The organism is Niabella hirudinis (assembly GCF_051201075.1).
Taxonomy (GTDB): Bacteria; Bacteroidota; Bacteroidia; order Chitinophagales; family Chitinophagaceae; genus Niabella; species Niabella hirudinis.
In genome coordinates this window covers 301,301-324,563 of record NZ_JBPEHJ010000001.1, presented here as the reverse complement: position 1 = coordinate 324,563, position 23,263 = coordinate 301,301, and the positions used below count along the sequence as shown (strand labels likewise).

Genomic DNA, 23,263 nt, shown 5'->3' with positions numbered 1-23,263 from the left:
CTCTTATATTATTTTGGAACAAAAACCATCAAAGCCTAATGCTGCCACATCCTTGCGAAAGGCTTCAAATGAAACGGCGCTCATGTTCTTTACCGGCAATCGAAATGCGCCGCAGTCAAGACCTACGAGCTTCATATAAGCCTTGCCGGTGGCAATGCCCCCGTATTTGCCCAGCAACCGGATCATATCAATGGCCTTCTGCTGCAGATCCCTGGCTTTATCCAGTGCCCCGTTTTCAAAGGCGGCTATCAGGTTGTGATAGAGGGGGGCCGCATAGTTGTAGGTGCTACCCACGGCCCCGGTGCTACCCAAAACCAGTGCGGAGAGCATGTTTTCATCTCTTCCCCAAAGCATATCATAGCGCCCGTTGTCTACATACATGCAGGAAAGAAAATCCATAAAATCCTCGTGGGTATATTTGATACCGGCGAAATTGGGGATGGAGCCCTTTACCGCAAGCAATAAATCATACATGGGAATAGGGCAACCTGTTAGTACGGGAATATGATAGTAATAAAAGGCGGTTTGGGGCGCCGCTGCGGCCACCCGTTTGCAGCAGGCTGCCAGGGCATCTGCGTCGGCGGGTTTAAAATAGAAGGGAGCGGTAAATGAAACCCCATAGAGGCCGAGCTGCCCGGTGTATGCGGCCATTTCCTCACAATCTGCAAGTGAAGTGCCGCCTACCAGGTTAATGACCTTGAATCCATCATCGCCACCGGTGGCCGCTGCCCAGGCCTGCATTACCTGTTTTTTTTCTTCTGTTGTTTGGGAAACGCCCTCGCCGGTAGAACCGTTGATAAATGCTCCGGAAACGCCGTTGTTTTTTAAGAACCGGTAGTATGCGGGTATCAGGTCCAGGTTTAGTTTACCCGCCGCATTCATCGGGGTAAAGGGGGCTGCTATCAGCCCTGTAAGCTTTTCGTTTGCGTGATTCATTTGTTTGTAAAAATAGGATTTAATATTTGGCTGTAACCGGCGGTTTGGATCAGATACCTCTTTCCGGAGGGGCATTATTGGTTTTGTCTGAAACCAGACCTTTTACGGATCGGGATTGTACAAAAAAGCTCAGTACGGCAGATGTGGCAAAAAACGGCCGTATTGTTTTTTGGCAAACGCTACGCATAGACGGTTGAAATTTTTAATTACGTATTATGTAATACATAATAAAATTAATGCTTATTTTTAAATTGCCAAATCTTTTTAGCGTTTAGGTTATAATTTTGTTCATTCAAAGAAGCATCAGTGAATAACGTTTTTAAATCAATTGAAAATTACAGTCTGGTAGACCGGGTAGAAGCTAATATTATTGATTTGCTGCATCACCGTAAATTAAAAGTAGGGGATCGTATTCCCAGGGAATTGGATTTAGCAACCAACCTGGGTGTGAGCCGTACAGTGATCCGGGAGGCGCTGATGCGTTTAAGGATTATGGGGCTGATTGATACCCGGAAGAAAAAAGGCGCGGTTATCACCAGCCCCGATATTTTTAGTAACCTTGCCAAGAGCCTGAATCCGCATGTTCTGAGCGATGATACGTTAAAGGAGATTTTTGAGATCCGGCTGGTACTGGAGATTGGTATGGCCGATTTGTTGTTCCGGAGGGTAACAGCCGATGATATTAAGGATCTGAAGCAGATCGTTAAAAATGAACCATCCTCTACGAAGAATTTTATGTTTAATGCTTCTTATGAAATAGCCTTTCATGGAAAGCTGTACGATATTTCCCAAAATGAAACATTAAAACGGTTCCAGAACCTGCTGCTCCCGGTTTTTGACTATGTGCAAAAAAGCTCACTGGTTAACCAGAACCTGAGCCCCAGGAAATTTGTTTCGCATAAACAGCTGATCGCGATTCTGGAAAAAGGTACCCCGGAAGCTTTCCGGAACGGAATGCGCAGTCATCTGGAGAATCATTTTAACAGGCTTTTGGATTAAGAGGCTGTGTTAATTCAGCAGTCCCTGGTTTGCCCACCCACAGGTGAAACCGGTAAGCCGGAGATGGAACTATTAGAGGAGTTAACAGGCGCTCCTATTTGTTTTCCGGATTGGTATTATCTTAAAATGATTGTTTATTCAAATTGATATGCTATGCGTAATTGCTCTTTCAACAGGTACAGGCAGACCTATTTGGCCAGCCGGTATATTTTTACTGCAACGGTTATTGTAATGCTATGTCTGCCAGGATGTGCTCCCGGTAAAAAGGCGGTATCTGTTGCCACGGGGCCTGTTCATCATATTGTACTGAAGCTTTCTCCGGGGCCGGATAACCCGCGCAATAGCGAAGGCTCCTTTGTTACCCTGAAGGATGGCCGCATTTTATTTATCTACTCCCGGTACACGGGCAACAATTCCGGAGACCATTCCCCGGCCTACCTGGCGGGCAGGTATTCGGCTGATGGGGGTAAAACCTGGACCGCACAGGATGCGAAAATTATTGACCAGGAAGGAGGCCTGAATGTAATGTCGGTATCCTTGCTCCGGTTAAAAAATGGTACGATTGCGCTGTTCTATTTGAGAAAGAATTCCACCGTTGACTGTATTCCGGTGGTGCGTTTTTCAAATGATGAGGCCAAAACCTGGACGGCGCCGGTGGATTGTATCACCGATCAGAAGGGCTATTTTGTGCTCAATAATGACCGGGTAATTCAATTGCCCGATGGCCGGCTGATGCTGGCGGTGGCGCGACATTCCAGCTTGGCTGATCCCAAATGGCAGAACAAAGGCGCATTGTTTGCCTATTATTCTGATGATAACGGAAAAACCTGGAAGGCGGGAAAAGAAGTGCCCACACCGGCCGGTGTTATTACCCAGGAGCCGGGTCTTACAGCGCTAAAAGATGGCCGTGTTATGATGTATATCAGGGCCAGCGGCGGCGCACAATATGTATCCTATTCAGCAAACCGGGGCGCCACCTGGAGTGCGGCCCTGCCTTTTAACCTTCAATCGCCGCTGTCGCCCGCAACCATCGAACGCATTCCGTCTACCGGGGATCTGCTGGCCGTTTGGAACAATAATGATGGATCCAACATCGCAATAAAAGGAAAACGGACGCCACTGACGGTGGCTATTTCAAAAGATGAGGGCCGGTCCTGGATCCATATTAGAAATCTGGAAACCGACCCGGATGGCTGGTATTGTTATATCGCCATTCACTTTTATAAAAAAGATATTTTGCTGGCTTATTGTGCGGGTAGCCAGCAAGCCAAAACCCACCTGTCGGTTACCGATATTTCCCGCATCGCATTAACTGATGTATATAAACTGTAGGGAATAGAGAGTTTCCTGCGCTTTCCCTTTTTACAGATTCAGTCCGGCATAATGGCCTGGGTGGCTCATTACGGAATGTCCTGTTTATGGATTCTAAATGACAGGGACCGATGCATTGGTAAATACGATACGGGCATTGCGCTTACTTCCAATGTTTTTATAAATGATCATTTATTGCTGATTACCGGCGGAAGCGGTGAACCCGGCCGGGCTGTATAAAGATGATAAAAATGAAAAACCGATAGGCTGAGGTTACCCGGTAAGTGTTGCCGCAGCGGCTGTATGGGGTGTGCTAATGGCCGCGATCGGCAAAGGTTAATGCTCTTCATGATCCAGGTACCGGATAAATACCGAAGGAGATACCCCGGTGATGGACTTAAATATGGCGGCAAATTGGCTATGGGAAGAAAAGCCGGCTGTGGCGGCCAGGGTACTGATCTTATATTGCCGCCAGGCCTTATTGTTTTTGAGGTTATCAACGATGTGATTGATGCGCAATTCATTAATATAGGCATTAAAATCTTTTTCTTTGTATTTCCTTATAACAAAGGAAAGATACTTGGTATTGGTGCCCAGGTGTGCAGCAAGATAAGATAAGGACATATTATTATCATTAAAATGACCGGAATTTTCAAATGCCTGGAGGCTGGCTAATAATTTTTGCTCCGTACCGGTGTGTATGGATGGTCCCGCCTTTTTATCTTCCTTTTTGCTATCAGTATGCTCCGGATTATTTATAAAAGTAGCCCGCTGCGGCGCGGTGTCGTCTAATACAGGCTGCTCCGTCAAGGCAGGCGGATGTGTCCGGGTGCGTACCTGCTCCAGCATCTTTTTTAACCGGCCGAGCTTCTTTTTCTGCTTTTTCCGGTAAAAGACAAAGGAAAAACTTCCTGCAAATAATACTATCAGGCAGGTGATGACATAAATCGTTTTCCGGCTGTTTTTTGCTTCTGCATCTTTTTGTTTCTTTTCTAAAGCATTGTAGGAACTTTCAAAAAAAACAGCTTTGTTTTTAGACATCAGTTCCGATAAGGAATCCTGCATTTGCCGGGCCTGCTCCATACGGATAGGATCGCCCGTTTTGGCATAATAGGTTTGCAGCGTTTTGTATATTTTATTTTTTATATTGAGGTCCTGCAGGGATTGGACAAATTTTGTGGCGCTGTCGATAAAAGGCCGGGCTTTTTTGAATTCATTTTTTTCGATATAGGAGGCCGCCAGGTAATTATAAGCCAGGCTGGTTATATAATTGAACTGTCCGGGCAAAAGATCCAGCGTCTCCTTAAAATGGGCAATGGCACTGTCGTAAATTTTCATATTGTAAAAGCATTGCCCCAGTTGCTGCTCGTTATGGCCCATCACAAAACTCCTGTTTTTGCCGCTAAGGCTTAAAAACCTCCTTGCATTATAGAGGTACTGCAGGGCCGCCGGGTAATGTCCCTGGGCCATTTGGCAATAAGCGAGCTCCTGTTGTATAAATCCCAGCATGGTGTTTCGCTGTTCGGGATTTTTAATTACCGGCGCCAGCTCTGTGGCTTTCTGGCAATAGTGTCTGGACCGGTCATACAGCTTCAGGTTCCGGTATTGACCCGCGAGGAATCCGCAAATTGTAACCTGGTAAATATTGTCATCAGTAGATCTGATCAGCTTGTAAGCCCTTTCTGCATAGGCCACGGCTTGCTGAGGATCCTCTTTCACTTCGTAAATGGAAGCGCTCAGCATCAGGCTTTTGGCTTTGTACAGTGGACGGAGCGAGTTACGGTACAGCGAGTCTGCAATATCCAATGCCCTGTCGGTATTTTTAGGAGCGATTTTGTAATAAACTTCATCAAAAATTTTGCTATATGCGGCTGAATCCTGTGCAGACGCAGACGCAAGGAGTACAGTATATAAAAATACCAGCATTGAGAACTTTCTCAACCTTCTGACCATCCGGTTTAACATTAAATGCTGTTTACTAAAAAGAGGGGCAATTTTTGATTTTTGGTTGCTCAAAACATTTTATACACGGGGGTATAAAGGACAAAATTTATAAACAAGGGTACTTTGTGTAAAAATAGGGAGAATTGGACAAGAAAGTAAGGCAACAGGCTGCGCAGTCATTAAATGACTGTCATATTTCCGGAATTTTGGCATATAATTGTCCGGTAAACGTGCAACCAGAGGGCTTTTTATTGTACGTTTGTTTGGTAATATAGCGCCTCTGAACAGGGTTTTTACAAAAGTTCTGGAATTTTGATAGAAATTTTCCGTATGGGAGCGATGTTGATTTTTGTAGTGGGATGGGTTGCTATTTTATTTGTGTTTGAAAATTACTACTGTTGATGGTTATCGATGTGCAACGTGAGAATATGATAAAAAGGCTTTTTAATGGGGGGTGCCGGGGTGTTTCTCTTTCTTTTTTTTGTATAATGCTATTGTTGATGCCGGCCATCGGTGCAAAGGCCCAGGACTCGGTTGCTTTTGATAAAATCTACAATAAAATTTCCACGAAACTATCCCAGGAAAACCTGTCTGCCGCGTTATTTGCGGCAGATTCGTTGCTCAAAACATCTCATACAGCCCGGTTTCGCATCAGGAGTATGATGCTGATTGCAAAGATCTATCAGCAAAAGGAAGATATTGACAGCGCTATTGAATATGCACAAAAGCTGGAAAAGCTGGCCGGCGAAACGGGCGACTATGCCTGGCAGGCAAGAGGAAACGGGTACCTAGGAGGGCTATACCGTATAATAGGACTTTACGACAAGGCACAAAACTATACCGACAAGGCACTGAAAATTATTCCCCGGATCAGTGATCCCGAGCAGGCCAACAGCACCCGGGGGCTCATGCTGCAGGAACTTGCTTTCAGTAACATGGATGGGGAGCACAACCGGCTGGCTATAAAGTACCTGGAAGATGCGGGGAAAAGCCTCGGCAAGCTGCAGAACAACAGGGATTTTATTGTAATGAACAATGAACGCCTGCTGGGTGACAATTACCGGATGCTGAAGAGTTATGATACCGCACTGGCCTGCTATCAAAAGGCACTGGCCCTTAGCACCCCAACCCCCAACCATTATGTTGTTGGGATGATCTGTAAGGGAATGGCAGAAATATTTATTGAAGAAGAAGATCTGAAAACCGCTAAAATATACCTGGACAAAGCCGAAAAAATTGCCAGTGCATCACAATACCTGCAGCTTAAGGAAGGGGTTTATGCTGTTTCTAAAAAGTATTATGAGCGGGCAAGAGATCAGGAACACCTGGCTATAGCCCGCGAAAAAAAGGATTCCGTAACCGGTGCATTGCTTGATAAAAGAACCGAACTTTTAGATAAAACATATAATCAGCTGGAGCAGCGGGGGATAAGGGCCGAGCTGACAAGCAACATAAAAACGATAGTGATCCTGTGCGTGGTACTGCTATTAGTTTTGGGTGCTGTTTTTTTTGTAGTATACCGGAGAAAAAAGCATCGGCAGCTGGCGCAGTTCGAACGCATCCTGGAGCAGCTGCATGCAAAGGAAAAAGAACAAAAACTGGTAAAAGAAGATATTTTACCGGTGGCAGAACCGGATATTGAAATCAACCAGGACGAAACTGTTGTTTCCGGGGAGGACCTCAAACACGACACTGGGGCCAGGGAAAAAAGATTAATGACCGGGGAAACCGAACTAAAACTGCTAAAAGGACTGGAAAACTTTGAGCGCTCGGACCATTTTCTCAATGGCGAGCTTTCCCTGTCGTCATTGGCTACCCGGCTGAACACCAATACTAAGTATCTTTCTTATCTAATAAAGACACACAAAAAAGCAGATTTTAACAGCTATATCAACGAACTCCGGGTGAACCATATTGTTGAGAAGCTAAAGAATCAACCCGGCTGGCGGCAATATAAGATCAGCGCCCTTGCCACCACGGCCGGCTTTTCCTCCCATAGCCAGTTTGCAGCGGTATTTAAAACATTTACTGGATTATCGCCCTCTGTTTTTATTAAATACCTCGAAAAAAAGCATGAATAATCCTTGCTTTTTGCTGGTTTTAAATCCATTTTTTACCGGTTTACTTAATATGATTCTCCAGGGCCTGCGGCTTATCTGTTTAAATGAGGGTTTATTTTTAAAATAATATATATTAATTATTATTTCGCTGTAATTTTATGAGTCCGGTCATTGATGATTTTCCGGAATTTCGATAGCCCTTTTTTTGCGGAAAGCGTTGCGGGCCAATAGCTTCGTAGACGCATTCGTAACCCAATAAACCTGTTTTTTGCTTATGAGCACTTTTTTTAGGAATAACCTGCTTTTAACTGCCCTGCTACTTGTATCCTTGTTTGTCCAAAAGTCCCATGCCCAAAGGGAAGTCTGCGGTTTTGACCATTTTTATAAGCGGCAACTTCAGGATCCCCGGGCAGCGGCAAAAATTCAATCGGCCAATCTCAAGATCGGGAATATTCAGCGTTCGCTGGATGCCGCCAGGCTCAACCGAAAGACCCGGGATGTGATGCCCGGCCCCGGTGGCGGCAACTTGTACCAGATACCCGTGGTTGTACACATCATGCATCGCAGCTCCGATGGTTTGGGCAGCGAGGCCAATCCTACGGATGCTATCATCCAGCAGATGATCGATTTTCTCAATCAGGTTTATGCGGGTACAAATATTAGTTCTGGGGGCGTAAGCACTCCGTTGCGTTTTGTGCTGGCAAAACGCACGCCTGATTGTCAGGCTACCAACGGCATCAACAGGGTGGTGGTTACGGATAACCGCTATCAGACCGATGGACTCCAGGATGAACCTGGCGGCCCCGGCATGCCGGAAGCCGCTTTAAAGGCCCTGAGCCGCTGGCCGGTGGCTGAGTATTATAATATCTGGATTGTACATAAAATTTACAGTACTGATCCAACAACAATAACCAATGGTTATGCCTATTTTCCCGGAGCCGGTGACCTGGACGGTACCGTATTGCGGGGTGGCGTGGCCAATGGTACGGCACAAACCCTGCCCCACGAAATGGGGCATGCCCTGGCGCTCTATCATACGTTTGAAGGGGGCGATGACGGGGTAAACTGCCCCGCAAATACCGGCGATTGTTCGGTAGATGGTGATAAGGTTTGTGATACGGACCCGCATTTGAAGCGTTATGACTGCCCCGCCGCAGATGATCCGTTAGACCGGAATAAGTGCGTTGACCCACCTATTGGGGTTCCCTGGGGATTATTGCCCAAAAACATCATGAGTTATTTTGACTGCCGCGACCGGTTTTCGCCTGGCCAGGGCAGCCGCATGCAAGCTACCATGCTTACGGAGCGCTATGGGCTGGTGTCCTCACTCGGGGGCACGGCGCCATCCCCAACACCGGTTACCGCAGTTGCCCATGACCAACTTGAGACGGTGTCCGTGGACCCGAATGAGGCTTATATGGGACCCGTACTAGTGAGATTAAATACACTTTATTATTCCTCCGAGGCATACAGAAGCAGCTCAAGAATTACCTATGAGGACAAAACCTGTACCGCCGGTACAACAATCAACCATGCTACGGCTTATGAAATTGCGGTAAATACGGAGTTTAACCAGCAACTTGTAAAGGTTTGGATCGATTTAAATAATGATGGTATCTATAGCGCCGGTGAACTGATTGGTACCAGTACCGGCGCTCCGGGCAACTACCTTCATAAAATATCACTCACAACCGCAAAGCTCAGCCAGGCAGGCACGGTATACAATAAACCCTTGCGTATGCGGGTTGGGGCTGATTGGGCAGGCAATCCAAACTATGGTTATAATACCAAACTGCAATACGGACAAATGGAAGACTTTGCCGTTACCATCAGCGATGCCGTGCTGCCCGTTAATTTTGGCGCTATTGACGCCTTTATCAAAGATGGTCAGCTTAATGTTAAATGGACTTCAGAAACCGAAACCAATAACGATCGCTATCTGGTACAGCTTTCGCAGGACGGAACGGCGTTTTATACTATAGGCACCGTTAAAACCCTGGCTGTGGGTGGCAACTCCAACACGCCCGTTGATTACCATTTTTCAATTGATAAATCGGGCATCACCGGTGCTGCAGCTGGTCTGATGTTGTTGGCATTGGGTTCCCTTGGGGGTGTTAAACGAAGAAAACGATTAAGCGGGTTTGTGTTAGGCATGATGATCCTGGCTTTATTGGGCATTTCTAACTCCTGCAGCCGTAAGCAGGAAGCACTGGCGCAGGATAAAATGCGTGCGCTTTTCTTGCGCATTGCCCAGGTAGATAAGGATGAAACTACACATTATTCCAAAGTGATAAAAGTGAGTGGGGAATAGGTGATTTGAAAATTTGAAGATTTGAAAATGTGAGAATTTGGAAATTCCGCGGAGCGGGGCAGGTTGTGGGAATGAGGAAAAGTTTCAGGTTGGGGCAGTTTTTAAACTCAGCTGTTTCAAATCTCTCCAAAGTTCCGGGTTTAAAGGTTCTGGAGACCGCTAAAGTCTAAATACCCGGAAATCTGAATACCAAATACCAAAGCGGGTTTCTGATGTTTGATGTTTTTGGATTTAACATTGAACCTTAAATGTTGAACCCATCCGAACGGCATTGCGCGTTTAGCGTTCAGCCTTAAATAAAATCGTACCAAAGTGCTATTTTATATAATGTAGGCGATCTTATCTTTGCTGGCCTCTATGTCAAACAAACCAGGCACCGGATTTTATCCGGAGCAAAGCATACGGAGTAGAACGAAGTATTGCTTTTAAAAATTGTATTTGTAACCCAACAGAAATGAACATTTCTGTAGAACATTTGAGCTTATGAACCGTTTTTTTATTGTATTGTTAGTACTGTTTGTTACCATGCCTGTGTATAGCCAATATGGGCCGGACGATGATTTTGATGGTGATAAAATTTTAAACAAGGATGACCTGGATGATGATAATGATGGCATCCTGGATGTGAACGAATGCAACGAGTCGCATTTTTTTTGGTCGGGTACACCAGATCCTGCCAGCAATCCCAGCGGAGGTCCCTATACGACCAGTGGAACAATTAACGGGATCAACTACACTTACCAATCCTCCGCTCCGGTTTCGGTGTTCGCGATGTACGGACCTCAGAACTTTCCTGCTTCTTATGACATACCTTCGGGTTCGATAGGGGTCCGCAACGATTATGTAACCTCCAATACCCTCAGCTTTGCAAGCCCCATGATCAACCCGGTATTGGTATTTGCTTCAATAGGAAATTCATCTTTAAGAGTTCCGATCCAGTTTTATAATGACTTTGAGGTGGTGTGGGCAAACGCCGCCGTTATAGCGGACCATGTCAATAAACAAATCAGTGGAGCAGAAGGGAACGCCATAATACGTATTAAGGGCACCTTCAGCAGCGTGAAGTTTGATTATCTGAGGGCCGAAACCTATGCTACATTTATGTTTGGTGCCGATTTTCAGGATTGCGGGGATACCGATAATGATGGTATTCTCAATAAATTTGATACAGATAGTGATAGCGACGGCTGTCCCGATGCTATTGAAGGCACTGGCGGTTTTGCCGCGGCCGACCTGGATGGCAATCTGCGGCTTACTGGTTCTGTGGATGCCAACGGGGTACCCCTCAAAGCAGGTGTGGCAGGTCAGTTGCCAGGTGTTGCCTATATTGAAACGGTTAGCGGCTGCGATCCCATTGCCTACCCGCTTATAAAAGAGGTTACCGGCCCGCCCGCAGCAACCAGCCTGGCAGACCAGCCATTGATGGGCAGCAGCACCGCCGAAACCGGTGGCAATAAGATCAGCTGGAAGGGACGGCCTGTTACCGTTACCAGTTTGCCTACCAATGAATTTATCCTTACCTATGATGGCCATGCCATTAGCGGGCCAGATATAGACGCGGGCGGCTATGTAATTGACAATTATAACCCGGATCTGCTATCGATAGCACCAGGCCCAACCACACCGGGTGGTATCAAAACCACCGCCTTTAATTATGCTGTAAATGGTACTAGTGTCCGCAGTAAGGATGCCACTTATACGGTCAACTATTCCATCGCCCTGCCGGTGAGTTTTGGTCCGGTTACGGCCAGCATTAGCAATGGGGCCCTTGTTGTAGACTGGACTACCGAAACGGAAACCAATAACGATCATTTTGAAATTGAAGCGTCCGCCGATGGCGTAAATTTTACAACAATCGGTGAAGTGCAGTCCCGGACGCATGACGGAAACTCAAAAGAACCACTGCAATACCAGTTTCAAAGGGAGGTTGCTTCAAACATAACAGCACTGGGACTGGGCGTACTGGTGTTGGGTGGACTGGGATTTTGTGCCCGCCGCAGAAGCCGGCTGTTGTTTACGGCGATCATGGGGTTGGGGCTGGCAGTTTCCTTCCCCGGATGTACAAAAACTGGTCAAACAGTGGCTGATGACGCCCGGTTGTATATACGGATCGCCCAGGTAGATAAGGATGGTGCAAAAACTTTTTCCAAAGTGATTGCGGTGGTTCGCGAATAATTCCTTCTCCTGTTCCCTTAAAATGGTTAAATAACATAACAGATTTCCGGAATTCTTGTATCGCTCCGTTTGGCAGGCAATGGAATGCTTGATAGCTTTGGCCCGGCAGTAAAAGAGAATCCCGGTATGCCGGGTCTATCTTTTTGAACAGTGCCTGCCGGTGATCTGTATTCACTATTGTTCACCACTTAACAGGAAACCCCACATTCAGTTTCCTGTACTCCCCCTAAATCCATAGGCTTTATATGCGTGCTGCAAGGCATTGCATGCAGGCGGTTATTATTAAGTATTAACCCTAAAAGTTTTTTTTAATGGATATAAGAAAACAAAAGGAGGAACCAGTTTTGTCATGCCCGGCCGGTAATACGAGCGGTGTTTTTGATGAACGCATCGGCGATTATACACACAGCTTTAAAGAAGCGGAAATGGATACTCCCGGGACTTCACCAAGGAAAATTACTATTGCTATTGCGGATGATTGCGATGTTCAGCATAAGTTATGGGGGCTGCTCATCCATCAAAACAGCTCCTTTGAGCTGGTATGCCTGGCCTATAACGGGCAAGACCTGATGCACCAGATTGAGGCCGCCGCCTTAATTCCGGATATTTGTATACTGGATCTGGAAATGCCGGTTATGAATGGCGTTTGTACGGCCAAACACCTGTCGCAGCGGTTCCCCAGTATAAAGCTCTATGGTTGTACTTCCTGTGAAGACGAGCGTATGAAAAAAGAAATGCTACGGAATAGCGTAATTACGATTTTTTCGAAAACCGAAAACAGGAACCTGTTACACACCATCAGCCAAATGCAAAATCCTGTTGTTGCATCTTCATTTTCAGGTAAGGTATAATGCAATATTTTTCCAATAACAGGAGTACGGAATTTCAGGAGCTGTACCCGTTTTTCAGATTGAGCTGTAAACGCATGCTGGTTGCTTTGTTTATTATGGTGTCTCTGGCCGCGGGTACGCTGCTATGTTATCTTGATCATATAAATAATAATGAGGCAGACCAGGAGAAGGGGTATAGCCGCAAGCCCGTGATTGATAAAAATGAAAAGGGGTATCATTATATAAGTGTAAATACCATTAAATATTTTAAGTAAGTTTAGAGGGCTAATAAGAACATCCCCCGTTATTCTTAACCCAGGGGTGTTCTTTTAGATTTAAAATTCAAACGGCACCGGTAATGGTCTACATGCAGCAGGGCAATCTGCTGCTTTGTTGTTTTATTATGTGGAAGTCCATTTTCAATATATATAACGGTATCCCTATGGCGGGCAAAGCATTTTTCAGGTAGCAATACTTCTGTTTTTCCGAATAATGATAACTGAAAAGAGGGGGAGTTTTTTATTAATACGTTGATTATTAAGTTGCTATAATTTTTTTATGCCAGGATTCGGGAATTCTTGTATCGTATTGCTTGGCGCCCGCTATGGGGGAGAATACTTTTGTGCCAGAAAGGAACGAAATGGTTAAATCTCTTTTGAAGAGGTTCATTCCGAGAAAAAAGTAAAACTGCAAACTCAGAAGTAGCAAAAATGATTTGTTCATTTTGTGTACGCTGATCACACTGATTATCTCTCCGTTTATCAATTCCTGATCCCCTCATTATTCCGCCTTCTAAATCCTTACACTGGTGCATTGTGCCCTATCAGGTTTACCATGCTGCCGGGTGTATGCGGATTTGTAAACACTAAAACCTAAAAGAATGAAGGCAAAGAAAAAAAGAGATGGAAAATGGAAACGCACTCAGGCCTTTCTGCCCGGTAGGGCACTGGTATTGGGCTTGCTCATTCAATTGCTGCTGGCGCCTGTATCTTCAAAAGCCCAGGTAACTGCTACAGCAGGATCCTACATTGTAGATCTGGGTACGGCCGTAAAAAATCCAGCGGGTGTAAAACCCTATGGAATGGTACACGAGTTGATCAAATTTTACAAAGTACCTATTTACTGGATTGTAAGAACGGGAAAAGCAAAAGATGCGGTGGATTATACCATCGAAGGAAGAGACTATAAGAGCGGGCTCTTTGTAATACCTGGCGAGTTTGTAACGCCTAACGTACAAGCGGCTATTACTCAATGGACGGCGGCTACGAGTGTGACCGGACCCAATGGTTATATCCGTGGTTTTGTAACGGCCCGCCGGATAGCTGCCCCCTATAGTTTTACCGGGGCAAAGTTTATGCGCCTAACTTCCGCGCCTTTGTGGACGCTGGATGATAAAAATGGTAGTATTGCTGAAAAGTGGATTAAAGACAAGGATCAGGCGGGTATACCGTCCACACAGTATAACTGGCTGGCGCCATCGGCATTGGGCGCTTGTAATGATGTGTTTGTAATGCCCCATGCGGACCCTACCTGGGCCGATCATGGCAACCTCTATAACTGGAACCTTGCATACAAGGGCGCCATCTGGCTGGGCTGCCATGCCGGAAGTGCCTTACACAATACCTATAATCCTGCCAATACCTCCCAGCAGATGAATTTTCTTACCTCAAAGGTAACCACGGCGGGAACAGGGATTATTCTTCCTGTAAACAATAGCACCAACTATTCCCAAAACTCACTCATCCTATGGGGACAGCATAAGGGCGGATCAACGCCCTACAATACCAACAGCGGTACTATTACCGGGGGTACCTTAGCGGCTCCGGACGACTGGGTATCCCAGTTTATGGATGTGCCCGACCGCGCTACCACCGGCGGCAGCGAAAATATTTACCTGCCCGTTAAAGGCGCACAATGGTTGTCCTCTACCCATGTGATTACCTATGATCCCACACAGGAGGATGTGCCGGCAAAATCCGATGGCCCCGCGGTGGTGATGGCCTATGGGCGCGGTTTTGGTGACAATAGCAGGGGCTGGGTAATGATGGAAGCCGGCCATGATATCGGTGGTACGGATCCCGACAATATTGCTGCAGAAAGAGCCTTCTTTAACTGGAGCTTTTTAGCGGCATTGGATAAAACACCGGTTATTTCAAACCTGAATACCGGCGTTACCCCTGCTATGTACCTGGGAGCACGGACGTATCAATTGTCACTCAATTATAGCTCACCGGTAGGAGCATCGCTTGCCAACGTGGTCTGGAGCGCGGTATATACAGATGATGGCGTGCCAGCGGGCGTCTTTACACCCAATGGCGGTGTATCCAATACAGCTACCACTACCAGCTTCGTGCCTTTTTCTGTAGAAAGCAGCAGGCAGGTGGTGTTTACCGTAACGGTTTATGATAATTGCGGACGTTTTAATATTGAATCATGGACCGGAACTGTTTTTAATATCATCGCCAATCCCGATATTAACCGTACCGTAGTAAATAAACCGGTTACCGGTTCGGTAGCTACTAATGATAAAGCGCCTGCCGGCGTTATGCTGAGCTATTCCAATCCTGCACCCATAAATGGTGCCAATGGTTTGCCCAATCCTTCTAATGCCGTACCCGTGTTGAATCCTGATGGAACCTACACGTTTACTACAGCGGTTCCCGGGGTCTACAGTTTTAATGTAGATGTATGTTCCGATGAGGGTGCCTGCCAGCCGCAGATACTTACTATTACGGTAACGGATGAGGCCAGCAATCAAAATCCACCGGTAGCCAATACCGACCTTGCATCCACACCCATGGCTACGCCGGTTAATATGCCTATCCTCCTGAATGATTATGCCGGCAATATGGGAGGCAGCTTGGGTGCACCCAGTATTGCAACAAATCCGCTGCACGGAACGGCTACGATTGTAAACGGTGAGCTGCGGTATACGCCGGCAGCAGGCTTCTCCGGAAGGGACACGGTTATATACCAGGTATGTGAAACGCCCAGTGGTTTTTGTACAAAAGCCTATGCCATCATTGATGTAAAACCTGCTGGCGGGGCAAATACAACCAGTGCAGCAGATGATTATAACCAAACAGTGGTTGGGGTGCCTGTAAACGGTAGTGTAAAAAACAATGATAAGGATGCAGAGGGCAATACCCAAAGCATTACCCCGCAAACAATAACCAATAGCTTTGGCGAGCTGACCCTTGATGCGAATGGTAACTATATCTATAAGCCGGCGGCCGGGTTTACCGGTACGGCCTGGTTCCCTTATACCACAACGGATAACGGTACGCCCAATGCAGTTGCCAGCGCTACCTTGTACATATATGTAAATATAGCACCCGGTTTTAGCTATCCGGATATCAACCATACAACGGTAAACAAGCCGGTAACCGGCGATGTGTCTACCAACGACAAGACACCGGCGGGTATGACCTTTACCTACTCTGATCCGGTGCCGGTAATTGGTGCAGATGGCCAGCCCAATCCTTCAGGATCGGTGCCCCAGCTGAATCCGGATGGTTCTTATACCTTTACCACCACGGTACCCGGGGTGTATAGTTACAATGTAAAAGTGTGTACGGGTACAGGGCTTTGCGAGTTGCAGAACCTTACCATTACGGTAACGGATGAGGCCATTAAGAACCCGCCAACGGCCAATACGGATATCGCCTCTACAAAGGTGAATACTCCTGTGAGCGTGCCATTGCTGGTGAATGATTATCCGGGCAACATTGGTGGTAACCTGCTTACTCCCGGCATTGCCGCCAGCCCGCTGCATGGTACAGCCTCCATTGTAGGTGGAGAATTGCTGTATACGCCCGCAGCAGGCTTTTCTGGCAGGGATACGGTTATATACCAGGTTTGTGAAAATCCCGGTGGGCTTTGCACCAGGGCCTATGCCATCATTGATGTAATACCGGACGGAGCATTGAATACCACCAGCGCTGCAGATGATTATGCGCAAACCAAACCAGGTATTTCAGTAAGCGGCGATGCAAAAGCAAATGACAAAGATGCTGAGGGCAATACGCAAAGCATTACCCCGCAGCATATCACCAACAGCTTTGGCGAGTTTACCATCGATGCTAACGGTAAGTACACCTACAAGCCAGCCCCCGGATTTACCGGTACGGCCTGGTTCCCATATACCGTTACGGATAATGGCAGCCCGAAAGCTGCTGCAGAAGCTACCATATATATATCAGTAGAAGGTGTTCTTTCCGGGTTTGGTTTTCCTGATATCAACCGCACAACGGTAAATAAGCCGGTAACCGGAGATGTGTCTACCAATGATAAAATACCCGTAGGCACTACCTTGAGCTATTCCAACCCAACACCCGTAATTGGTGCAGACGGCCAGCCCAATCCATCCGATGCGGTGCCCGTGATACAACCCGATGGCAGCTATACCTTTACTGCAGCGGTACCGGGTGTGTATAGCTACAACGTGCAGGTATGCACGAATACAGGTACCTGCGAGCCGCAAAACCTTACCATTACGGTAACGGATGAAGCGGCGGCGAAGAATCCTCCTATTGCCAATACAGATCTGGCGTCTACTACACCCGGTACAACCGTTAATGTGCCATTGGTGGCCAACGATTATCCCGGCAACGGCAGTACCTTGAATACGCCCACTATAGCAACCAACCCGCTGCATGGTACCGCAGGAATCGTTAACGGCCAGTTGCAGTACACCCCCACGGCAGGCTTCTCGGGCAGAGATACCGTTGTTTACCAGGTATGTGAAAGCTCCAGTGGTCTTTGTACCAAGGCTTATGCAATTATTGATGTAAAACCAGCAGGCGAGGCCAATATCACCAGTGCGGCGGATGATTATAATCAAACCAAAGTGGGTATTACAGTGGGAGGTGATGTAAAAATAAATGATAAGGATCCCGAAGGAAATGCACAGAGCATTGTTCCACAAAACATCACCAATAGCTTTGGAACCTTTATTGTAGACGCAAACGGAAATTATACCTATAAGCCTGCAGCCGGGTTTGCCGGTACGGCCTGGTTCCCGTATACCGTTACCGATGATGGTAATCCCAAGGCTACTTCGGAAGCAACGGTGTATATCTTTGTGAAGCAGGAATTGGATACCAATCCCGATAACAATACCGGTTTTGTTAATAAGCCGATCCCTGGCAATGTATCGACCAACGACCAGCCCACGGGCAATATTTATGGCGGTGGCGGCATTACCACGGTACCCGGTTACAATAACCCCGGTTCGGAGATGCCTGTATTGAACGGCACATCCGGAACGTATACTTTCCAAAGCGCTATACCCGGTGTGTACAAGTTTAATGTGCCGGTATGCCTGGCCGATCAGTCGATATGTGGCAGCGAGCTGCTGACCATTACCGTGCTGGATCCAGCTACGACCACCAATAGTCCGGTGGCGATGAATGATGCGGCACAAACGCCGTTAAACACACCGGTAACTATTGATGTAAAAGCCAACGACCTTCCCGGCAATACGGGTGGTGTATTAGGCACGCCCAACTTAACCGGCACCACTGCGCCGCAGCATGGTACGGTAAGTGTAGATCCCCTAAGCGGCAAGATCCTTTATACGCCTAATAATGGTTATACAGGTGTAGATGCGTTTACGTATAATGTATGCGAGACCGTAAATGGTGTAGATAAATGCGTAACAGCGCAGGTAAAAGTAGATGTGCTGCCGGCCAATACCCCTGTGATAAATGCAGCGGATGATTATAATAAGACCACCATTAATGTACCCGTAAGCGGTACGGTAAGCAGCAATGATGGTGCAGGTCAGTCGGTAACCACGGCTAAACCCCTGGGTGGTACTACGGGTACCGCAGTGGGCGGCACCATAACCGATGGCAAAGGCAATAAGATCGTGTTCAATGCCGATGGCAGCGGTAACTATGACTTTACGCCAGAGCCTACGTTTACCGGTACGGCAGCTTTTGAATATACCAGCTGTAAGGATGGTAATTGTGTAATGGCTACGTTGTACATAACCGTGAGCGCGCCCCTTGTTCCGGATCTTACCCCATCGATCACCATTTTACCGGCCAATGCGGTAGGTGAGGCGCGATTAAACGCCCGTGTGCGGGTAGCAGAACTAGTGGGTGTAGCCACTGACGGCAGCGATATCCGTGTATTTATACCGAAGTCTCCCAAGTTTACATTAGCAGCCTTTAACCCAACTTTAAGAAGTTTACCGGGTTTACCTCCCTTCAATAACAGCAACTGGACCTATGTAGGCGAAGTAAATGGCCGTTACCTGTTTAAGTTGGGCGGCACAGCAGCTAAAAAGATCTTCGATGCCGGAGAGATCCTGTCTTTCGGTATCACGATTAACTTCCTTGGACAATCCACGGTGGGTATTGAGAACATAACGGTAAGGCTGTATGATGGCGATGGTGGCGACAGCTATCCCAATAATAACGGGGGCTCCGGTAAAGTGGAGCATGGTATTAAACCTTAAAATAGAAAACAAATAAGCACAAATTTAAAAATGATCATTAAAATGAAAACGATGAAAACAAAACTTTGCCTTTTGGCGGTATTATTGATGAGCCAGCTTTTTTCCTGGGGGGCAGGACCGATGCCGGATCCGTACCTGGGTTCGGTAACCATTCCAAGTGGTCCCGGAGTACTGGTTGGTCAGCAGGTGAATCTTAGTTTTATAGGGGGGAATGCAAGTACGGGCACTAAAATTACTTATAAGAGCGGGGGAGAGGCCATTATCTCCATTACGTTGATCAAGACCAGGCCGGTATTGGACGGCACCGGAAATCCAACCGGCATTACGGGCGAATTTGCGCCTTATTTTGACTGGACAGCCACCGAGGATCTTTCAAGCGGCACGTCAAAATGGACCATGCTGGGTATCCAGAATAAAACGATCCCTGCGGATTTTTTGGGCAAGGATGTAGTAATTCCGGTTGTTATTACACAATCGAGCACCCAGGCCGATGCTAATAATAAGAATGGCCATGGAGCTACGGTACAGATTACCGAATCTATTGATAAGGATAGTGACCCTAATAATGACTTTGTTTCGGTATATGGTTATACTGATATCGTTATGCCCGTAACCTTCCAGTCCTACGATGCAAAGATTGTAGGCAACAAACTGGTGGTAAACTGGACCACCGCTTCGGAAACCAATAATGATTTTTTCAATATCCAGGTAATGGGCTCCGATTCCAGCTTTAAGACCGTTGGCCGGATAAGCAGCAAGGCAGAAAACGGAACCTCCAGCACTTCGCTTGAATACAGTTTTGAAAAAGAACTGGGAGCGGGGGGCAGCATATCGTTTATGGGCCTGGCCCTTTTTGCGGCTGGTTTTATCCTGCTGCTGTTTAACCGGAGAAACAAATTGTTGTACACTTTTCTGTTGGTAAGTGGCCTGAGCATGTCGACCGTATCCTGCCGCAAGAACACACAGGACCGGGAAGCCAATCCGGTAGGCAAACAAATGGTTCGGGTGGTACAGGTAGACAAAGATGGAGTACAGGCATATTCCAAAATCGCTGTGGCCGTACGTCAATAAATAAATGAACCGATCATAAATCAATATTCAGCAATGAAAGTCTTTTTTAATAATCGAGGAGTTAAAGCGCGATTCCGGTCTGAAGTAAAATTAATTGAATGGATGCGTAAAAACGACATCGAACGATCTAAAGACATGTTTGATTTTATGGAGGGGTACAGCATGCGAAAATTACTTTTCGAAAATATAAAATTAAATACGGAAACGGTTGATGATTTTGTATCCGGTCTTGTTAGCAATGGCATTATTTCCATTGTTAAATAGAAGATGGCTACAACCGGGCAAAAAAAGACAGCAGATGCATGATTAAATCTTTTGTGCAGTTTTCGATTACGGGGTTCCCATTTGGGAGCCCTTTTTATTTTTTGATCTCTGCCGCACTAAATTTACTTTTACAGCGCGGAATACTCTTTAAAGGTGGAGCTCCGGAGTATAATATTTAACGGTTGATAATTGACATATTTATGTACCTGAAGACCCTGGCAACAAACAAAAGAATTTTCTTCGTTGTATTTCTGTTATTGGCAACGCTCTGGAGTAGGGGCCAGAGCGATAAAACTGCGGCCATTAGACCGCATCCCGAATCTGCAGATATGGTATCGGTACTTGATTTTGGCGCCCGGGCCGATGGAAAATCAGATGCAACGGCGGCCTTTCAAAAAGCGCTGACCTCGTTTGGTGCTGGAGGCGGTACCGTATATGTTCCCCGCGGTACCTATCTTTTTAAGGGGAGTTTGAATATTCCGCAGGCCGTAACGCTGAAAGGTGCTTTTGAATCGGTACCTTCTCATAATGGGATCCGTAACCAGGGGCTGCCAAAGCCAGGGGATGATGGCACCACTTTTTTAGTTACGGGGAACAGGGGCGTGGAAGATGCCGCTCCCTTTATTACCTTAAACACCAACAGTACGCTGCGGGGCATTGTTTTGTACTGGCCGTTACAGGATCCTGAAAATGTTCCCGAGCCTTATCCCTGGGGCATTGCAATGCGCGGAAAAAATCCGGCTGTGCTGGATGTGGAAATGCTGAACCCTTATAATGCCATCGATGCATCAAAAAATGAACGGGCGCTGATCCGCAATATCAGTGGTCAGCCCTTGCGAAGGGGGATCTACGTGGATGGGATTTACGATATCGGGCGTATCGAAAACGTTCATTGGAATCCCTGGTGGAGCATGAAACCCCGGCTCTTTAACTGGCAGAAGGAGAACGGTGAGGCCTTTATTTTTGAACGTACCGATTGGCATTATGTGCTCAACACTTTTTGCTTTGGATATAAAACGGGATACCGGTTTGGAGCCAGCAGCGGAAGCACCGGAGCCTGTAACGGAAATTTTCTGGGTATTGGCGCGGATGATTGCCAAACAGCCGTTTTGGTAGAACAAAGCGCTCCTTATGGTTTGCTGATCACCAATGGAGAGTTTGTTGCTATGGGCGGAGCCAATCCTACCATGGTGGTGGTAACGGCCGCAAATAAAGGAAATGTGCGTTTTGTAAATTGTGCATTCTGGGGGCCCTGCAACCGGAACGCGATGATCGATGGAACGGGAACGGTGGGTTTTTCTGATTGTAATTTTGTACAGTGGGACCGGAATAAAGAAGGACTTCCTGCTATACAGGCTAACAGCGGTACCGTATTGGTAAGGGGATGCGATTTTGGAACCAACGCACCGCAGGTGGCAATCGGCGAAAAAGTGACACGGGCCATTGTAAGTGAAAATACGGTAAAAGGAGAAGTAAATATCGTCAATAAGATCCGGAATGCTTTTGTTAACGGTAATATCGGAACGGAGTAATGATTTAAAAACGCCCTGGAATAAAAAGTATATCAATGAAGTTACCTGCATACCTGATGACAATTGGCTTATTGCTGCTGTCCTGCAGCGTGGCCCGGAAGTCGGCAGCGCCATCCAAATCCTTTTATTTTAACAGGTCGGGTATTTCATTGCCGGTGTTGAACAATTATCTGGGACGGTCGGTTACGATGACGGAATTTTTGACAGTGGATCCTTATGAAATTGACGGCCCTTATCCGTATAAAGAGGATGATATAAGATTGATAAAAAATACGGGTGCTAAATTTATTGGCCGGGCTATTTATCGTTGGGGAAGGGAAGGCGCATTAATGACCCCCGACTTCCTGGAGCAGGCAAAAAAACTGATTGGGCGGGTACATGCCTTTGATAAAGATGTTATTTTTCAGGCGGCAATTTTTGAAATTGTTACACGGGAAGTAAATAAGATCCCGATACCCGGCTGGGTTTTTAAAGCAATGGATCTTGCTCCTGAAACGCGTCATTTTCGTTATGAACAAATGCTGAATCCCCGTGGAAAAATGGTAGATCACTGGCAGAAGGGTTCCAGTGTACCGGACATTACACAACAGGAAACGAAATTGTGGTTCCTGTTTCTTGCCGGCACCTATTTCAATACCGGGTGCGAAGCATTGCATCTGGGGCAAACAGCCTTGATAGGAATGGCCGACCCGGATCTGCATCACTGGAAGTTTTTCATTGATAAATTAAGAAACTATGCCCGTACTGCCACGCGCCGCGGCTGGGTATTGCTGGATGCACATGTTCCTGCAGGGGGCATGGTCGTAAACGATACCAGCCTGCTGGACTTTAACAGCTTCCCGCTGCGCATTAAAGAGATGCCGGACAAACCCCAACAGGCACTATTGGAAAAGGGGTACCTGGATGCACTTTATGGCCGTAGCAGGGGAGGGATAACACCGAGTGGCTGGCGGTGCACCTCATTGCCCTACCTGGTGGAGTTTGATAATTTCGGTTGTAGCAGTACTCCGGGCCGGTCAACCATTACCAATCATTTTATATGGGGCTATGATGAAATTACCTGGTTTTATCTGCAACCGGAAGCGTATCGCAAACAATGGCTGCAATATGCATACCACTGGGTGCGCAGCCAGGATCCGAACGGGTTTCTGCAAATGCCGGTAAGCCGGGTGGTAAGTTTATGTGAGGGAAAAGGCGGAGGGAAATACAGGGGCAACACCCGGTCGGCAACGAATCCCGATGGTTTAAATGTGGAAGAAACAATAAAGGAATTATGGAAGGAGCCGTGATGTTGTTTAACAGGGTAAAATGCTGTGAAAAGAGATCTCTTTTACCAATAAGCAACCATTGCGCAACCGTACGTA

Annotated in this window: 14 protein-coding genes; 12 read left to right on the top strand and 2 right to left on the bottom strand. The window is 46.8% G+C overall.

All coding sequences use genetic code 11. The annotated features are described in order from the left end of the window. Nucleotides 1-3: 3 nt before the first annotated feature. Nucleotides 4-936 (bottom strand): dihydrodipicolinate synthase family protein, encoded by a 933-nt coding sequence (locus GGU45_RS01090; RefSeq protein WP_435221235.1) that lies wholly within the window; start codon nucleotides 934-936, stop codon nucleotides 4-6. Between the two features lie 306 nt (nucleotides 937-1,242). On the opposite strand from GGU45_RS01090, the gene GGU45_RS01085 reads away from it, so the two are divergent. After that, on the top strand, nucleotides 1,243-1,935 hold the full coding sequence (locus tag GGU45_RS01085; protein ID WP_435221233.1) for a FadR/GntR family transcriptional regulator: 693 nt from the start codon (nucleotides 1,243-1,245) through the stop codon (nucleotides 1,933-1,935). Between the two features lie 153 nt (nucleotides 1,936-2,088). Next, nucleotides 2,089-3,267 carry a sialidase family protein gene (locus GGU45_RS01080; protein ID WP_435221231.1) on the top strand — a complete coding sequence of 393 codons (1,179 nt, stop codon included), beginning with the start codon at nucleotides 2,089-2,091 and terminating at the stop codon, nucleotides 3,265-3,267. A gap of 315 nt (nucleotides 3,268-3,582) precedes the next feature. On the opposite strand, the gene GGU45_RS01075 is transcribed toward GGU45_RS01080, so the two are convergent. Then, nucleotides 3,583-5,187: a helix-turn-helix domain-containing protein gene (locus GGU45_RS01075; protein WP_435221229.1), complete on the bottom strand. Its 1,605-nt coding sequence runs from the start codon at nucleotides 5,185-5,187 to the stop codon at nucleotides 3,583-3,585. Nucleotides 5,188-5,678: 491 nt separating this feature from the next. On the opposite strand from GGU45_RS01075, the gene GGU45_RS01070 reads away from it, so the two are divergent. From GGU45_RS01070 to GGU45_RS01025, 10 genes are all read left to right on the top strand, one after another. Beyond that, nucleotides 5,679-7,271 carry a helix-turn-helix domain-containing protein gene (locus GGU45_RS01070; RefSeq protein ID WP_435221227.1) on the top strand — a complete coding sequence of 531 codons (1,593 nt, stop codon included), beginning with the start codon at nucleotides 5,679-5,681 and terminating at the stop codon, nucleotides 7,269-7,271. Nucleotides 7,272-7,524: 253 nt separating this feature from the next. After that, complete coding sequence (locus tag GGU45_RS01065) at nucleotides 7,525-9,561, top strand: M43 family zinc metalloprotease (RefSeq protein ID WP_435221225.1); 2,037 nt, start codon at nucleotides 7,525-7,527, stop codon at nucleotides 9,559-9,561. 483 nt (nucleotides 9,562-10,044) lie between these two features. After that, a complete protein-coding gene (locus GGU45_RS01060; RefSeq protein ID WP_435221223.1) occupies nucleotides 10,045-11,736 on the top strand; it encodes a hypothetical protein in 1,692 nt (563 codons plus the stop codon). Nucleotides 11,737-12,047: 311 nt separating this feature from the next. After that, the gene (locus GGU45_RS01055) at nucleotides 12,048-12,587 is read left to right on the top strand and encodes a response regulator transcription factor (RefSeq protein ID WP_435221219.1); all 540 of its coding nucleotides are present in this window, start codon (nucleotides 12,048-12,050) and stop codon (nucleotides 12,585-12,587) included. Further along, entirely contained in the window at nucleotides 12,587-12,841 is a 255-nt protein-coding gene (locus GGU45_RS01050; RefSeq protein WP_435221218.1) for a hypothetical protein, read from the top strand. Before GGU45_RS01055 ends, GGU45_RS01050 begins: the two co-directional genes overlap by 1 nt. A 605-nt stretch (nucleotides 12,842-13,446) precedes the next feature. Then, nucleotides 13,447-19,032, top strand: a complete 5,586-nt coding sequence (locus GGU45_RS01045) for an Ig-like domain-containing protein (RefSeq protein WP_435221216.1) — start codon at nucleotides 13,447-13,449, stop codon at nucleotides 19,030-19,032. Nucleotides 19,033-19,083: 51 nt separating this feature from the next. Then, the gene (locus tag GGU45_RS01040; protein WP_435221214.1) at nucleotides 19,084-20,103 is read left to right on the top strand and encodes a hypothetical protein; all 1,020 of its coding nucleotides are present in this window, start codon (nucleotides 19,084-19,086) and stop codon (nucleotides 20,101-20,103) included. Nucleotides 20,104-20,205: 102 nt separating this feature from the next. After that, nucleotides 20,206-20,367 carry a hypothetical protein gene (locus GGU45_RS01035; protein ID WP_435221212.1) on the top strand — a complete coding sequence of 54 codons (162 nt, stop codon included), beginning with the start codon at nucleotides 20,206-20,208 and terminating at the stop codon, nucleotides 20,365-20,367. Between the two features lie 182 nt (nucleotides 20,368-20,549). Beyond that, nucleotides 20,550-21,899 (top strand): glycosyl hydrolase family 28-related protein, encoded by a 1,350-nt coding sequence (locus tag GGU45_RS01030; RefSeq protein ID WP_435221210.1) that lies wholly within the window; start codon nucleotides 20,550-20,552, stop codon nucleotides 21,897-21,899. A 35-nt stretch (nucleotides 21,900-21,934) separates the two neighbouring features. Next, nucleotides 21,935-23,188 carry a hypothetical protein gene (locus GGU45_RS01025; protein WP_435221208.1) on the top strand — a complete coding sequence of 418 codons (1,254 nt, stop codon included), beginning with the start codon at nucleotides 21,935-21,937 and terminating at the stop codon, nucleotides 23,186-23,188. Nucleotides 23,189-23,263: the final 75 nt, after the last annotated feature.

What these genes read in the sequence shown, in the direction of transcription:
- GGU45_RS01090 (WP_435221235.1), bottom strand. Translation starts at nt 936, where the DNA reads ATGAATCACGCAAACGAAAAGCTTACAGGGCTGATAGCAGCCCCCTTT.
- GGU45_RS01080 (WP_435221231.1), top strand. Translation starts at nt 2,089, where the DNA reads ATGCGTAATTGCTCTTTCAACAGGTACAGGCAGACCTATTTGGCCAGC.
- GGU45_RS01070 (WP_435221227.1), top strand. Translation starts at nt 5,679, where the DNA reads ATGCTATTGTTGATGCCGGCCATCGGTGCAAAGGCCCAGGACTCGGTT.
- GGU45_RS01065 (WP_435221225.1), top strand. Translation starts at nt 7,525, where the DNA reads ATGAGCACTTTTTTTAGGAATAACCTGCTTTTAACTGCCCTGCTACTT.
- GGU45_RS01060 (WP_435221223.1), top strand. Translation starts at nt 10,045, where the DNA reads ATGAACCGTTTTTTTATTGTATTGTTAGTACTGTTTGTTACCATGCCT.
- GGU45_RS01055 (WP_435221219.1), top strand. Translation starts at nt 12,048, where the DNA reads ATGGATATAAGAAAACAAAAGGAGGAACCAGTTTTGTCATGCCCGGCC.
- GGU45_RS01050 (WP_435221218.1), top strand. Translation starts at nt 12,587, where the DNA reads ATGCAATATTTTTCCAATAACAGGAGTACGGAATTTCAGGAGCTGTAC.
- GGU45_RS01045 (WP_435221216.1), top strand. Translation starts at nt 13,447, where the DNA reads ATGAAGGCAAAGAAAAAAAGAGATGGAAAATGGAAACGCACTCAGGCC.
- GGU45_RS01040 (WP_435221214.1), top strand. Translation starts at nt 19,084, where the DNA reads ATGAAAACAAAACTTTGCCTTTTGGCGGTATTATTGATGAGCCAGCTT.
- GGU45_RS01035 (WP_435221212.1), top strand. Translation starts at nt 20,206, where the DNA reads ATGCGTAAAAACGACATCGAACGATCTAAAGACATGTTTGATTTTATG.
- GGU45_RS01025 (WP_435221208.1), top strand. Translation starts at nt 21,935, where the DNA reads ATGAAGTTACCTGCATACCTGATGACAATTGGCTTATTGCTGCTGTCC.